Here is a 13,945-nt window from a genome sequence, read left to right as displayed (position 1 = left end):
GCCCGCCCACCCTCGGCTTTCGACCCTCGGGAGTAACCTGATGCAAGGCCGCCTGATCTACCTGATCGGCCCCTCCGGCGCCGGCAAGGACAGTCTGCTCGACGCCGCTCGCGCAGCGCTCGCCGAGCGTGGCGTGCGCATCGCCCGGCGGGTCATCACCCGCTCGGCCGAGGCGGTCGGCGAAGCGGCGCATTCGGTGAGCGCTGAAGAGTTCGCGCGGATGGAGGCCGAGCAGGCCTTCGCCCTCGCCTGGCGCGCCAACGGGCTGGCCTATGGCATCCCCGCGGAAATCGACGCCTGGCTGGCAGCCGGCGAGGATGTGCTGGTCAATGGCTCGCGTGGTTATCTGCCCGAGGCGCGCCAGCGCTACCCGGAGCTGCTGGCGGTGCTGCTGACCGTCGAGCAGGACGTGCTGCGCGAGCGCCTGCTGAACCGCGGCCGGGAAACCCCCGAACAGATCGAGGCGCGCCTGGCACGCAACGAACTGTTCAGCGGCGAGCTGGACGACTACATCCGCCTGGACAACTCCGCCTCGCTGGCGAGCAGCGTCGAACGCCTGCTGCACCTGCTCGACGAGCACCACCGATGCGGCTGACCCTGCTCGGCACCGGCGGCGCCGCGCAGGTGCCGGTGTACAACTGCAGCTGTCCGGCCTGCCGCGCCGCGCAGCTCGATCCGAACCGTCGCCGCCGTGCCTGCTCGGCGCTGGTGGAGTGCGGCGAGCAGCGCTGGCTGCTCGACAGCGGCCTGCCGGATCTCTGCGAGCGCTTCGCCCCCGGCAGCTTCAGCGGCATCCTGCAGACCCATTACCACGCTGACCATGCCCAGGGCCTGCTGCAGCTGCGCTGGGGCACCGGACTGCGCATTCCGGTGCACGGCCCGGACGACCCCGACGGCCTGGCCGACCTCTACAAGCACCCCGGCATCCTCGATTTCAGTGAGCCGTTCGCCGCCTTCGAACAACGCATGCTCGGTACGCTGCGGGTCACCGCGCTGCCGCTGGTGCATTCGAAACCCACCTTCGGTTATCTGCTGGAAGGTCATGGCCGCCGCACTGCCTACCTCACCGACACCGTCGGCCTGCCGGACAGTACGCGGCAGCTTTTGCAGGACACCGCGCTGGATGTGCTGGTGCTGGACTGCTCAACTCCGCCACGCGATAAACCGCCGCGTAACCACAACGACCTCACCCGCGCGTTGCAGAGCATCGAGGAACTGCAGCCGGCGCAAGCCGTGCTGACCCATATCGGCCACGAGCTGGATGCCTGGTTCATGCAGGCGCCGAGGGAATTACCGGGCAACGTGCGCCTGGCGCACGACGGAATGACACTCTAGCGCTGCACGGACGACGCGAAAGCTGACTTCCGGGAACGGGAAGAAACAGCCGTTGGCCCGCTGGTGACGCGTGGAAAACGCTGCGCGGTTTTCCACCCTACGGTGTCGGCGTCGGTGTCGGTGCGAGCGTAGGGTGGATAACGCGAAGCTTATCCACCATGGGTTCGTTGCATGGCGAAACGTCGGGCACGGCCTCCGACGCGTGGAAAACGCTTCGCGGTTTTCCACCCTACGGCCATGAAGCATGGAGCGGATTCCGGGCTGACGTCGGCTCTAACGCCCCGGCTGCGGACGGAAACCCGGCACGCTGCTCGGCCGGTCGACACGTGCGGCCGGCATGCTGCAGTTGAGATCGCGGAAGGGTCGGCCGTCGAGCTGCTCCCAGCCTTCCCCTGGGGAGGTCTGGCGGCAGATGATGGTGCCGTCGAGCTTGCTCTGCCATTGGTAATAGGGCGCCGGCGCGGCGCTGGCCGCGATGGGCAGGAACAGGCTGAGGGCGAGCAGGAAAATGCGCATGGCGGACTTCGGCGGTGCGATGGCGCCACTCTAACCGTTCGGTTGGCCTTGGCAAGCGCCGTCCGGCGCGCTCAGAACCAGACCCGCGCCGCCTCGCGCATGAAGATCTCCACGGTCTTCGGCCCGACACCTTCGAATTCCTGCAGGCGCCTTTCCACCCCGCTGCGTGTCGCACCGAGCTCGCGCAGGCGGCTCAGGCTGCCGCCGTACTCGCTTTCCAGCTTGTCGCAGAGTTTCAGCAACCGCGCTGCAGTGGATTCGTCGTAACGCACGTAGCGCGCCTGGCCGAGCAACTGCACCAACCGGCGATGACCAGAGCGGCGAAGCCTGTCCGGCGTGTCCAACTGATTGCGCTCGACCAGCACGCGATAGGCCTCGGCGGCGATGTCGCGCTGGATGCGCTTGCCGAACAGAAAGCTGGCGACGAACCACTTGAACAGCTCGGCTTCGCCCTGCATCACGTCGATGCCCAGATCTGCTGCCGCTGCTTCCGTCATGTGCCCTCCCGTCCTCGTTGAACATTCGAAGGCTGCGTGGCGGAAGGGTTCGCGGGTATATGAGCGAGATCCCGCCTATCAGATCATTGTCATAGGCGGATTCTTGCCTACTGACACCGCGCTCTTCGCCATCACCCGCGGCCTAGAGCCTCCACGGCAGCTGGCACGGCTTCTGCTACTGGCAATCTGCTCGATGCGATTCCAACGACAAGAAGAGCTGCCAGCGATATCACCCGTCCGGGACCTCCCGGCGCCATCGCCCCTCTGCTTGTTCGACCGGCGCGTTCGCTGAATGCGGCATCGTCTATCGTCAACATGCTGCGTCAACCAATAAAAACGAAACGGAGATCCACCATGAGACTGACCAAACGCCTGGGCCTGCTCGCTGCCGCTGCGGCCTTCACTGCCAGCACCGCGGCCGTCGCTGCGCCGACCTTCATCAACATCCTCACCGGCGGCACCAGCGGCGTGTACTACCCGATCGGCGTGGCCCTGTCGCAGCAGTACAACAAGATCGACGGCGCCAAGACTTCGGTACAGGCCACCAAGGCCTCGGTAGAAAACCTCAACCTGCTGCAGGCCGGTCGCGGCGAGCTGGCCTTCTCCCTGGGTGACTCGGTGGAAGATGCCTGGAACGGTGTCGAGGACGCCGGCTTCAAGGCCCCGCTCAAGCGCCTGCGTGCCATTGCCGGCACCTACAACAACTACATCCAGATCGTCGCCAGCGCCGAATCCGGCATCAAGACCCTGGACGACCTGAAGGGCAAGCGCATCTCCGTCGGCGCGCCCAAGTCCGGCACCGAGCTCAACGCCCGCGCGATCTTCAAGGCCGCCGGTCTGGACTACAAGGACATGGGCCGCGTCGAGTTCCTGCCTTATGCCGAGTCGGTCGAGCTGATCAAGAACCGCCAGCTGGACGCCACCCTGCAGTCCTCCGGCCTGGGCATGGCCGCCATCCGCGACCTGGCCAGCACCATGCCGGTGACCTTCGTCGAGATTCCGGCCGAAGTGGTCGAGAAAATCGAGAGCGATGCCTACCTGGCAGGCGTGATTCCGGCCGGCACCTACGACGGTCAGGACGCCGACGTTCCGACCGTGGCCATCACCAACATTCTGGTGACCCACGAGAAGGTCTCCGATGAAGTGGCCTACCAGATGACCAAACTGATGTTCGACAACCTGGCCGCCCTGGGCAACGCCCACTCCGCCGCCAAGGACATCAAGCTGGAAAACGCCACCAAGAACCTGCCGATCCCGCTGCACCCGGGTGCCGAGCGCTTCTACAAGGAAGCCGGGGTTCTCAAGTAACCCAGCGCTGAACGACGGGCTGAGCAGGCCGTAGCGCCTGCCAGCCCGCTCCTTGTAGCAGCAGGCTTGCCTGCGTTGCCTCGTCGGCAAGCCTGCTTCTACAGGCATCCCCTTGCAGTGAGAGAGTGATTCCCATGAGCGAAAGCCAAGGGCTGCACGCCAGCCCCAGCGAATGGCCGAGGGCGCTGTTCTACGTCGCCCTGCTGTTCTCCATCTACCAGATCGTCACCGCCGCCTTTCACCCTGTGTCCAGCCAGGTGCTACGCGCCGGCCACGTCGGTTTCCTGCTGCTGCTGGTGTTCCTCTGCTACCCGGCGCGTGGCAACGGCAAGCCTTTCCAGCCGGTGGCCTGGCTGCTCGGTCTGGCCGGCTTCGCCACTTTTTTCTACCAGTGGTACTTCGAAGCCGACCTGATCCAGCGCTCCGGTGACATGACCACTGCCGACATGGTGGTGGGACTGACGCTGATCGTGCTGGTGTTCGAGGCCGCGCGCCGCGTCATGGGTATCGCCCTGCCGATCATCTGCGCGCTGTTCCTCGCCTACGGTCTGCTCGGCGAATACCTGCCCGGTGATCTCGCGCACCGCGGCTATTACCTGGACCAGATCGTCAATCAGCTATCGTTCGGCACCGAAGGCCTGTACGGCACGCCGACCTACGTTTCGGCGACCTACATCTTCCTGTTCATCCTGTTCGGTTCGTTCCTCGAGCAGGCGGGGATGATCAAGCTGTTCACCGACTTCGCCATGGGCCTGTTCGGCCACAAGCTCGGCGGTCCGGCCAAGGTGTCGGTGGTGTCCTCGGCATTGATGGGCACCATCACCGGCTCCGGCGTGGCCAACGTGGTCACCACCGGTCAGTTCACCATCCCGCTGATGAAGCGCTTCGGCTATCGCCCGGCGTTCGCCGGTGGCGTCGAGGCCACTTCCTCGATGGGCAGCCAGATCATGCCGCCGGTGATGGGCGCGGTGGCCTTCATCATGGCTGAGACCATCAACGTGCCCTTCGTCGAGATCGCCAAGGCCGCGCTGATTCCGGCGCTGCTGTACTTCGGCTCGGTGTTCTGGATGGTCCATCTGGAAGCCAAGCGCGCCGGCCTCAAGGGCCTGCCAAAGGACGAATGCCCGAGCGCCATGGCCGCGGTGAAGGAGCGCTGGTACCTGCTGATCCCGCTGGTGGTGCTGGTCTGGCTGCTGTTCTCCGGGCGCACACCGATGTTCGCCGGCACCATCGGCCTGGCGTTGACGGCAATCGTCATCCTCGGCTCGGCGATCATCCTCAAGGTCTCCAACTTCGCCTTGCGCATCGCCTTCTGGATCGCCCTCGGTCTGCTTTGTGCCGGCTTCTTCCAGCTCGGTATCGGGGTGATCTTCGGCGTCATCGCCGCGCTGGTAGCGGTGTGCTGGTTCATCAAGGGCGGCCGCGACACCCTGGTGATCTGCCTGCACGCGCTGGTTGAAGGCGCACGCCATGCGGTGCCGGTGGGTATCGCCTGCGCCCTGGTCGGCGTGATCATCGGCGTGGTCTCGCTGACCGGCGTGGCCTCGACCTTTGCCGGTTACATCCTGGCGGTCGGCGAGAACAACCTGTTCCTTTCGCTGCTGCTGACGATGCTGACCTGCCTGGTGCTGGGCATGGGCATCCCGACGATCCCGAACTACATCATCACCAGTTCGATCGCCGCGCCCGCGCTGCTCGACCTGGGCGTGCCGCTGATCGTCTCGCACATGTTCGTCTTCTACTTCGGCATCATGGCCGACCTCACCCCGCCGGTGGCGCTGGCCTGCTTCGCCGCCGCGCCGATCGCCAAGGAAAGGGGGCTGAAGATCAGCATGTGGGCCATCCGCATCGCCATCGCAGGGTTCATCGTGCCGTTCATGGCGGTGTACAACCCGGCGCTGATGATGCAGGGCGGCGACTGGGGCGCGACGCTCTACATGCTTTTCAAGGCGGCCTTCGCCGTCGGCCTGTGGGGCGCGGTGTTCACCGGTTATCTACAACGGCCCATGGCGCTGTGGGAGAAGGTGCTGGCCTTCGCCGCAGCCGCCTCGATGGTGCTGGCGATGCCGATCAGCGATGAAATCGGCTTCGCCCTCGGCGCGCTGTTCCTTATCCAGCACATCTGGCGCGCCCGTCGCGCCGAGCCGGCGACAGCGTGATCGGTCTCTGCCTGGGGCTGGCCGGCGTGGTGTGGGCCGAAGTGCCCACGCCCGCCTTCACCCTGGCGTGGAACCACACCATCGAGAAGATTCGCTGGGAAGAGGATTACCGCGTGACGCCGGACGGGCTGCTGCTCGGCGAAGCGCGGGTCAAGGGTTCTGGTGCCGGGATGGAAATCCCGGATGACGCCGAACTGCGCGACGGGGCCTGGCACTACCAGCGCCAGATGCCTGCGTTGCCACTCCTGCGATTGGGGCGAACCCCCGAGGCAGGGGATTACCAACTGTGTTTTGACCAGCGTTGCCACGCGATGAGCGAATGGCTCGGCCCGCCAAAAGCGGACCAGCCGGCGCTGGAAGTCTGGGGCTGTACCGTGCAAACGGCGAGTGTCGGTAACGATTGACCGGCTCGCCGGTGATCGTTGAAGAGGGGTGTTCGCGCAGGCGGCACCCCTTTTTCTTTGGTTCTTCGTTAGGTTCGAGGGAGTAGCAGCGATGGCTGCTTGGATGGATGCAGGTTCAGATCGCATAGCCATTTTCGAGCTGCTTGGAAGCTTGGTTTCGCCCTGCTGGGCGACCTACTTTTTCCAGTCGCGGAAAAAGTAGGCAAAAACGCTTGCCCCTCCATTCGGGTCTCGCTGCGCTCGACTTCCCTCGTTCCATCGCCGCTCCGGGGGCCGGCGTACAAGGGCCATCCATGGCCCTTTATCGCGGGGACGCCCAGTCCTCTCGCGGCATCCATGCCGCTCGCTCCCCTACGCAACGATTGCACTCGGCCTCCTGAAAGGGGCGAATGGTGTCGCCTGATGACTTGTGCGCAAGAAAGCAAAGAAAAGAAAAGCGGATGATTGTGCTGTAGGGATTTGTCGCGTCCTCAATGGAGAGTGCGAGGGCTGGGCCCACGCGTAGGAACTTGGAGCTTTGAAGCCATCAACGACCGCCTAAACGCCGAGCTTGTACGGTCCACCAGGCGACTCCAACGCCCCTTTCAGGAGGGTGAGTGGAATCGGTGCGTAAGGGGGTGAGCCGCAGGGATGCGGCGAGAGGCTTACAAGGGCCATGGATGGCCCTTGTAAGCCGACCCCTGAAGCAGCGATGGAGCGAACGAACCCCGCGCGAAGCGCGGGGCCGGATGGCGGGGCAAGACTTTTTGGTTCCTTTTGGGGCGACTGCCAAAAGGAACTCGCCCAGCAGGGCGAAACCAAGCTCCCAAGCACCTCGGAAATCGGCCACTACAATAAGCCGATAATGCCCCTAACTCCGCATCACCTTTCCCCGGCCAAAAAAAAAACGCACATCCCTTTCGTTGATGTGCGCCAAAGCGTCCCGCTCGCACGCTATTACTTGGTCTGCATGATCAGATCCCGACGCATCAGTGTCTTGATCTTCACCAGATGGTCATCTTCCTGGGTCTTCGCTTTGACGAAGCTATCGGCAATGTTCGGATGCCCCGCCGCCTGCGCCAGCTCGATCAGCAGTTCCCAGGCGGCGTTGTCCGCCAGCTCGGCCGTCAGCAACGCATTCAGACACTGCGGCACGTTGGTCCGCGGATCGGTCAGCACCTGCATGATGCCCATCGCCATCACCCCGGCGATGTCGGCGCAGGGCGTCTGCGCGGTGGGGTCGGCACCGAGCTTCTCCATCGCCGCATGCACCAGCATCATGTGCTCGAACTCTTCGTCGCGGATGTGTTGCAGCACGCCCACCAGATCGTTGCCGGTGTCCAGGTTGCGCGCCTTGGCGATCATCGCCTCGTACAGGCGCACGCCGTTGCGTTCAAAGGCCAAGCGCTCGCCGAGCTTGTCGATGAATACCTCGGGGCTCTTGCCCTTCATCATGTCGAAGCCGGTCTTGAGCATGCCCTTGGCCGAACCTGGCACCGGCACGGAGCCGATGCGGTCAGCTTCTTCGTTGCGCTCGGCGCGTTCCACCAGCATGCCGCGCTCGTCGCCCGGCACGTCCGGATGAATCTCGTTGACCGCGTCGAGCAGGCGTTTGGTGTCCTTCGGGGACATTTGTACGCCGGTGAAATTGGTACCCACTTTCGCTGCAGTAGCCATAGTCGTCTCCTCAGGAAGCCTTGCGCATCAGTTCGCCACCCGGCGCCCACTGGTAGCCCGCCGAGACGATGTCCGAGGCGAGCCCTTGCGAGGCGAGGTGGTTGCGGTAGTCGAGCGATGATTGCGGTTCCTTGGCCTTGTCCACGTAGACCGGTCCGGCGGTACGCAGGTTGACTTCGGCAGCGAGCACCTGGCGCACGAAATCGCGCTGGCTCTTGAACTCGACCATCTTCGGCAGCGGTCCGGCGAGGATCTCCGCCGGGTCGCGGCCCTCGAGCTTCTTGAACCATTCGCAGGCGACGTTGAGGTGCCCCAGCTCGTAGTCGAGGAAGCGCTCCCACATGGCCTTGATGCGTGGATTGGTCTCCTGCTCAGCGCAGCTGGCGTACATGTAGACCTCCATCGCCTCATGCACCAGCCACTTCTCCATATGGCTCTCGCTGGGGTCGGAGAGCGAGCCGTACTGGGTCACGTGCTGCTCTTCCACCGAGGCGATCTCGGCATACAGCTGACGCGCCAGCGGGTCGGCGAACAGCGGGCCGATGTTCATGTAGTAATCATGGGTCTGGTACTCCGCGCCGGTGATCAGCGCTGCGTGGATCTTGGTGATCAGCGCGGCGGAGTTCTTCTCGTAGTTGTCGCGGATATCGTTTTCCGGATGGCGGTGGTGCTCGGAGGTTTTTCGCCCCGGAACGATGTCGGTGTAGCCCTGCAGGATGTTGTTGGCATCCTTGCCCTCGAGGCGGTCGAGCATCGCCGAGTAGCGGTACAGGTGATCGAAGTCCTCGAGCAGGCCGAAGCGATAGGTCTGCGCCTGATAGGGGTCGGGCTCGTTCTGCGCCACGGCGGCAGTGACTTCAATCGCCACCTGCTCGTAAGCCACGGTGGTTTCCAGCGGCGAGTGGTCGGCGCCGATCAGCCAGTTGACCATCGTCGCCTGATGCTGCTCGACGCGGCGGATCTCGGCCAGCGGCAGACGCAGTTCCTTGTTGAAGCGTGCGATGCCGTGGGAGAGGCGCAGGGCGTCGGTCTCGACCCCGTTCATGAGGATGATGCGCACACGGGTAAAGGCATCGTCATCGAGTTTGCTGATCGGCTTACCGGCCATTTCCTTCCAGGTGAACTTCTGCTTCTCCAGTGGCGTGCCTTTGTTGTCGAGAATTCCGGAAATGGTCTCCATGGAGCCTCCGTTGTCATTCGTGGGGTATCAGGCATAGGGGGATCGCCGCGTGGGAAAATGCGCGACCTATAAAGGGGACCGGGGAGGCTGGAAAATGATTCGAACCGTTCAGCGGATCCGCAGATCGCTGCCGATAAACGGTAAATCGAGGATCTTCGGCTCTAGCGCTTAAACCCGACGCAACCCGCGCCGTTGCCGGGGGCGCCGTTTCGCTTGTTCAGCGGGCCAGTCGGACGAGCGTTGCTTCCCGCTCGTCGGCAGGCATCTCGGCAAGGGTCGCCACCGCTGCGTGAAAGCGCGCCCAGTCGCCGCCGTTCTCTTCGAATAGCGCGGCGAACGCCGGCACCCAGCGGTCGTAAAGGTCGAACGGCAACAATGTGGCGTTGTTCAGCGGCTGGGCAAACCAGCGATCGAAACGCGCGTCGCCCTGCCATTGCTCATCACGCAACGCCCGAGAGCGCTGACGCAGCGCCGTGAACTCGGTCTGCTTGAGCGCGCGTAACTCGGGTGTCGGGCGATCCGAGGCGTACAGCCTCTCCAGGCGGTTGCGGGTATCGAGCAACAGCTCAACCAGTTGCCGATAGCGCATCCGCCCCTGCTCGTCCTGCTCCGGCAGGCCGCGATGGGCACGCCATTGGCGCAGCCCCTCGCGCTCGACGAAGGTGGCGTAGGACTCGTTGAAGGCCGTGTCGCCGGGCAGGTAGAGCTGCTGATGGGCCAGCTCGTGAAAGATCAACGCCGCCAGCTGCCCGTCGTTGCGCCGCAGCATCGAGCTGAGCAGCGGGTCGGCGAACCAGCCCAGCGTCGAATAGGCCTCGACGCCCGCCACATGGGTATCCAGCCCGGTCATGCGCAGCCGTGCCGCCTCGCCACGGGCAGCGCCCTGGCGGAAATAGCCGCGATAGGCGACGCAGCCGGCGATGGGGAAGCAGTGCTCCAGCGGTTTGACCGAGAACTCCTCGGTGGCGAACAGATTCCACACCACATACGGGCGCCCGAGCTCGGCATAGAGCCGGTAGCTGCGATTGTCCGGCAGGTCCAGCGCCTGGCTGGCGAACGTGCGCGCCTGTAGTACCTCGGCCAGCCGCTGGCGCAGCGTCGGGTCGCGTGTGTCGTCGGCGATCAGTGTTTCAATGGGTTGGCGTTGGCGCAACAGATCGAGCTGGCCGACCGCGAGCTGGCTGTAATAGCTGCAACCATTCAGACAGACGGCAAGCAACAGGGGAACCCAGTGCAGGTTGCGGGTGTCGATCAAGGCGGCGTTGGGCTTGGGCATCGGATGAACCGGTCAGTGGTCGGGCGGCGCCGGCGCGCGTAGCGCACCCTACAAAGGCCATGCCGTCGAATGCAACCTGCGGCTACCAGGCTTCCTCTTTCGATTTCTCGCCGGGCCGGATGGTTTCGGCTGGAGCATTGCACATGCGCGGTTTCCTTCTTCTCCTGTTCCTCGCCAGCCTGACCGGTTGCGCGGCCATGATGCCCAAACCCGACCCCGAGCAGGCCTGGATCGACCTCAATCCGAACGGCGAAACCCAGCTGCAGGCCGTCGCCGTCGACGGTCGGACGCTGGAAGACCCGCGCTATTTCCAGGTAGCCCCCGGCAGCCGCAAGCTGGAGATGCGTTACCGCTTCGACGTCGACGGCGCCAACATCGGGCCGGGCAGCAACGCCCTCGCGCGCGACTGCAAACTGACCCTGGAGTACGACAGGTTCACCGCCGGCGCGCGCTATCGACTGGTCGCCGGCGGTTATGGCTTCCGCCCGTGGGCCAAGCTCTACGACCAACACCAGTACGTGCTGGCCCGCGCCGAGGAAAAGGGCTGCGGCGACCTCGCCGGCGGCTGAGCCTGCGTTGAAATGCGCCGCTTTCTGGCGCACCCTCGGCGGCATCGGAAAGGCGCCAGCGCGTCCTGCCCAGCCATTCGCCGAGGATCCAGCCATGCGTCGCTCACTTTCCCTCGCCATCCTTGCCCTGCTGCTGACCGGCTGCGCAGGGCCTTTGCCGCAACCCGATCCGAACATGGCCTGGGTCGACATGACCGCACAGACCAGCGACATCTTCATGTCCGACCAGCTGGACGGTAAACGCACGCCCGACGGCCGCTATTTCCAGGTCCCGCCAGGCGCCCATGAACTCGAAGCGCGCTATGAATTCGAAGTGACAGGGGGCGCCTTCGGCCTTTTTGGCGAAACCCACACCATTCGCTGCACCCTGGTGATCCGCTACGACGATTTCCAGCCCGGCCAGCGCTACCTGTTCCAGGCCCGCTCGCTGGGCTTTACCCCGCAAGGCTGGTTGCGCGACGAACAGCGCAACGTGGTGGCCGAGGCCCAGGCCGAACACTGCCACTGAGCCGACCGCATTCTTCGCATGAGGTAACCGATGTCTCGCATTGCCCAGACCCGTTTTTCCGCCCTCGACCTGGCCCCCATTCGTGATGACGGCACGCCAGCCCAGGCGCTGCACAACGCCCTGGCCCTGGCGCGGCACGTCGAGGGGCTCGGCTTCGAGCGCTTCTGGGTCGCCGAGCACCACAACATGGACGGCATCGCCAGCGCCGCCACTGCCGTGTTGCTCGGCTATCTGGCCGCCCACACCACACGCATCCGCCTTGGCGCCGGCGGCGTGATGCTGCCCAATCACGCACCGCTGGTGATCGCCGAGCAGTTCGGCACGCTGGAGGCGCTCTACCCGGGCCGCATCGATCTGGGCCTCGGTCGCGCACCGGGCGCCGACCAGTTCACCGCCCATGCCCTGCGCCGCGACCGCATGGGCAGCGCCGACGACTTCCCGCAGGACGTCGAGGAGCTGGAGCTGCTGCTCGGCCCGCGCCAGCCCAATCAGCGCGTCATCGCCATGCCCGGCGTGAACAGCAACGTGCCGATCTGGCTGCTCGGCTCCAGCCTGTTCAGCGCCCAGCTGGCCGCGGCCAAGGGCCTGCCCTACGCCTTCGCCTCGCACTTCGCGCCGCGCTACATGCACCAGGCGATCAAGCTCTACCGTGACAACTTCAAGCCCTCGGCGGTGCTCGACAAACCCTACGTGATGCTTGGCGTGCCGCTGATTGCCGCCGACAGCGATGAGCGGGCCGAACATCTGGTGACCAGCGTCTACCAGCGCATCCTGTCGCTGATCCGCGGCCAGAGCCTGGTGCTGCGCCCGCCGGTGCAGAGCATGCAGGGTCTGTGGCTGCCGCACGAACAGCAGGCGGTGGGCGATTTCCTCGGCCTGGCACTGATCGGCGGCCCGCAGAAGGTTCGCGCCCGCCTCGACGTGCTGCTGGAGCAGACCCAGGCCGACGAGCTGATCTTTACCTGCGACCTCTACGAAACCACCGATCGCCATCGCGCCTTCGAGATCGTTGCCGCTCTGCGCCAGTAGCAGCGGACGACTGCCCTGACCGGCGGTGGTCTACTACGGCCCTGCCGGCGAACCCTGCCGCCGACCACCGTTCCAATGGCACACATTCCCTGGGCGCAACGACGCGCCCCGCCACCGGAACACGCATGAATTTTCTCGAATGGATGGCCGTACTCGGCGTCCTGCTACTGATCCTCGCCCTCGCTTCGGCCTTCCTGCGCTGGCTGCCGATCACCACGTCGCTGATCTACCTCGGTTTCGGCGTGCTCATCGGCCAGCTCGGTGTCGGCCTCTGGGAAATGGAATTCCTGCATATCGCCGGCTGGATGGAACACCTCACCGAGGTCGCCGTGCTGGTGTCGCTGTTCGTCAGCGGACTGAAACTGCGCATGCCGCTACGCCATCCGGCGTGGAAAAGCGCCTATGTGCTGGCCGGGCCGGTGATGCTCGCCTGTATTGGTGGAGTCACCCTGCTCTGTCACTACGTGTTCGGCCTGAGCTGGGGCGTCGCAGTACTGATCGGCGCGATCCTGGCGCCCACCGATCCGGTGCTGGCCAGCCTGGTGCAGGTCAACGATGCCCGCGACAGCGACCGCCTGCGCTACGGCCTGTCCGGCGAGGCGGGCTTCAATGACGGCACCGCGTTCCCCTTCGTGGTCTTCGGCCTGATGCTCATCGCCCAGGGCCAGCTGGAAGCCGACTGGGTCGGCGAGTGGGCGCTGCATCGGCTGCTATGGGCGGTGCCGGCTGGGCTGCTGATCGGCTTTCTGCTGGGCAAGCTGGTCGGCCGCGTGGCGATCTACCTGCGCGCACGCCACACCGATACCGCCATGTCGCCCAACGATTCGCTGGCCCTGGCGCTGATCGCGCTGGCCTACGTCGGCGCCGAGTTGGCCGGTGCCTGGGGCTTTCTCGCCGTGTTCGCCGCGGGCCTCGGCCTGCGCCATGCGGAAATGGCCGCCGCCGATGATTCGGAGACGCCGTCCGAAGAGCTGATCAACGATGCCGTGCCGCATCTTGCCGAAGGTGGCCTGGCGCCGCGCGCGCTGTCACTGGATGACCGACAGCTCGGGCAACCGCGGGTCGCCGCCGGCGTGCTGATGGGCGATGTGCTGGCGTTTGGCGGACAGCTGGAACGCAGCCTGGAAGTGCTGCTGGTGACCATGCTCGGCGTACTGGTTTCGGTGCACTGGGACTGGCGCGCGGTGCCGCTCGGCCTGGCGCTGTTCCTGTTGATTCGTCCGCTGAGCGTGATGTTGCTGATGCCGCGGCGCTATCTCGACCGCGGCCAGTGCCTGACGGCCGGCTGGTTCGGCATCCGTGGCATCGGCAGCCTGTACTACCTGAGCTATGCGGTGACCCACGGCCTGCTGCCGGAAGAAGCCCATACGATCATCGGCCTGGTGCTATCGGTGGTAGCGCTGAGCATCGTCTTGCACGGCCTGAGCACCCAGCCGCTGTTGCGGCGCTACGAACGCAGCCGCGGCGAGACGCCCGACGGCCAGGGGTGAAGCCGGCATCCCGGGCAG

14 protein-coding genes are annotated in these 13,945 nt (G+C 65.1%); 9 read left to right on the top strand and 5 right to left on the bottom strand.

Going from position 1 to position 13,945, the window contains the following annotated elements:
- Positions 1-40: 40 nt before the first annotated feature.
- Both phnN and phnP read left to right on the top strand, forming a co-directional pair.
- Entirely contained in the window at positions 41-595 is a 555-nt protein-coding gene (gene phnN / locus PSEST_RS00445) for a phosphonate metabolism protein/1,5-bisphosphokinase (PRPP-forming) PhnN (protein WP_015275116.1), read from the top strand.
- Positions 586-1,335 carry a phosphonate metabolism protein PhnP gene (phnP, locus tag PSEST_RS00440; RefSeq protein WP_015275115.1) on the top strand — a complete coding sequence of 250 codons (750 nt, stop codon included), beginning with the start codon at positions 586-588 and terminating at the stop codon, positions 1,333-1,335. Before phnN ends, phnP begins: the two co-directional genes overlap by 10 nt.
- A 273-nt stretch (positions 1,336-1,608) precedes the next feature.
- Here the strand turns inward: phnP and PSEST_RS00435 are convergent, their stop codons facing one another.
- Both PSEST_RS00435 and PSEST_RS00430 read right to left on the bottom strand, forming a co-directional pair.
- Positions 1,609-1,851 carry a hypothetical protein gene (locus tag PSEST_RS00435; RefSeq protein WP_015275114.1) on the bottom strand — a complete coding sequence of 81 codons (243 nt, stop codon included), beginning with the start codon at positions 1,849-1,851 and terminating at the stop codon, positions 1,609-1,611.
- Positions 1,852-1,922: 71 nt separating this feature from the next.
- Entirely contained in the window at positions 1,923-2,348 is a 426-nt protein-coding gene (locus tag PSEST_RS00430) for a hypothetical protein (protein ID WP_015275113.1), read from the bottom strand.
- Positions 2,349-2,702: 354 nt separating this feature from the next.
- Here PSEST_RS00430 and PSEST_RS00425 point away from each other — a divergent pair, with 354 nt between their 5' ends.
- From PSEST_RS00425 to PSEST_RS00415, 3 genes are all read left to right on the top strand, one after another.
- On the top strand, positions 2,703-3,656 hold the full coding sequence (locus PSEST_RS00425) for a TAXI family TRAP transporter solute-binding subunit (protein WP_015275112.1): 954 nt from the start codon (positions 2,703-2,705) through the stop codon (positions 3,654-3,656).
- A 134-nt stretch (positions 3,657-3,790) separates the two neighbouring features.
- Positions 3,791-5,815 (top strand): TRAP transporter permease, encoded by a 2,025-nt coding sequence (locus PSEST_RS00420; RefSeq protein ID WP_015275111.1) that lies wholly within the window; start codon positions 3,791-3,793, stop codon positions 5,813-5,815.
- Positions 5,812-6,219: a DUF1850 domain-containing protein gene (locus tag PSEST_RS00415; protein WP_015275110.1), complete on the top strand. Its 408-nt coding sequence runs from the start codon at positions 5,812-5,814 to the stop codon at positions 6,217-6,219. The genes PSEST_RS00420 and PSEST_RS00415 overlap by 4 nt, the downstream gene beginning before the upstream one ends.
- A 936-nt stretch (positions 6,220-7,155) precedes the next feature.
- Here the strand turns inward: PSEST_RS00415 and PSEST_RS00410 are convergent.
- The 3 genes from PSEST_RS00410 to PSEST_RS00400 form a co-directional block, all read right to left on the bottom strand.
- Complete coding sequence (locus PSEST_RS00410) at positions 7,156-7,875, bottom strand: ferritin-like domain-containing protein (protein WP_015275109.1); 720 nt, start codon at positions 7,873-7,875, stop codon at positions 7,156-7,158.
- A gap of 10 nt (positions 7,876-7,885) precedes the next feature.
- The gene (locus tag PSEST_RS00405) at positions 7,886-9,055 is read right to left on the bottom strand and encodes a hypothetical protein (protein ID WP_015275108.1); all 1,170 of its coding nucleotides are present in this window, start codon (positions 9,053-9,055) and stop codon (positions 7,886-7,888) included.
- Between the two features lie 217 nt (positions 9,056-9,272).
- Positions 9,273-10,331, bottom strand: coding sequence for an aminopeptidase (locus PSEST_RS00400; RefSeq protein WP_015275107.1), 1,059 nt, complete (start codon positions 10,329-10,331; stop codon positions 9,273-9,275).
- Between the two features lie 143 nt (positions 10,332-10,474).
- Here PSEST_RS00400 and PSEST_RS00395 point away from each other — a divergent pair, with 143 nt between their 5' ends.
- From PSEST_RS00395 to PSEST_RS00380, 4 genes are all read left to right on the top strand, one after another.
- Positions 10,475-10,900, top strand: coding sequence for a hypothetical protein (locus PSEST_RS00395; RefSeq protein ID WP_015275106.1), 426 nt, complete (start codon positions 10,475-10,477; stop codon positions 10,898-10,900).
- Between the two features lie 94 nt (positions 10,901-10,994).
- Positions 10,995-11,408: a hypothetical protein gene (locus tag PSEST_RS00390; RefSeq protein ID WP_015275105.1), complete on the top strand. Its 414-nt coding sequence runs from the start codon at positions 10,995-10,997 to the stop codon at positions 11,406-11,408.
- 30 nt (positions 11,409-11,438) lie between these two features.
- Positions 11,439-12,437, top strand: coding sequence for an LLM class flavin-dependent oxidoreductase (locus PSEST_RS00385; RefSeq protein WP_015275104.1), 999 nt, complete (start codon positions 11,439-11,441; stop codon positions 12,435-12,437).
- A 125-nt stretch (positions 12,438-12,562) separates the two neighbouring features.
- A complete protein-coding gene (locus PSEST_RS00380) occupies positions 12,563-13,927 on the top strand; it encodes a cation:proton antiporter (RefSeq protein WP_015275103.1) in 1,365 nt (454 codons plus the stop codon).
- Positions 13,928-13,945: the final 18 nt, after the last annotated feature.

Source organism: Stutzerimonas stutzeri RCH2 (assembly GCF_000327065.1).
In the GTDB taxonomy this organism is placed as follows: Bacteria; Pseudomonadota; Gammaproteobacteria; order Pseudomonadales; family Pseudomonadaceae; genus Stutzerimonas; species Stutzerimonas stutzeri_AE.
The sequence above is the reverse complement of the archived record's forward strand: the minus strand, read 5'-3'. Positions and strand labels throughout refer to the sequence as shown.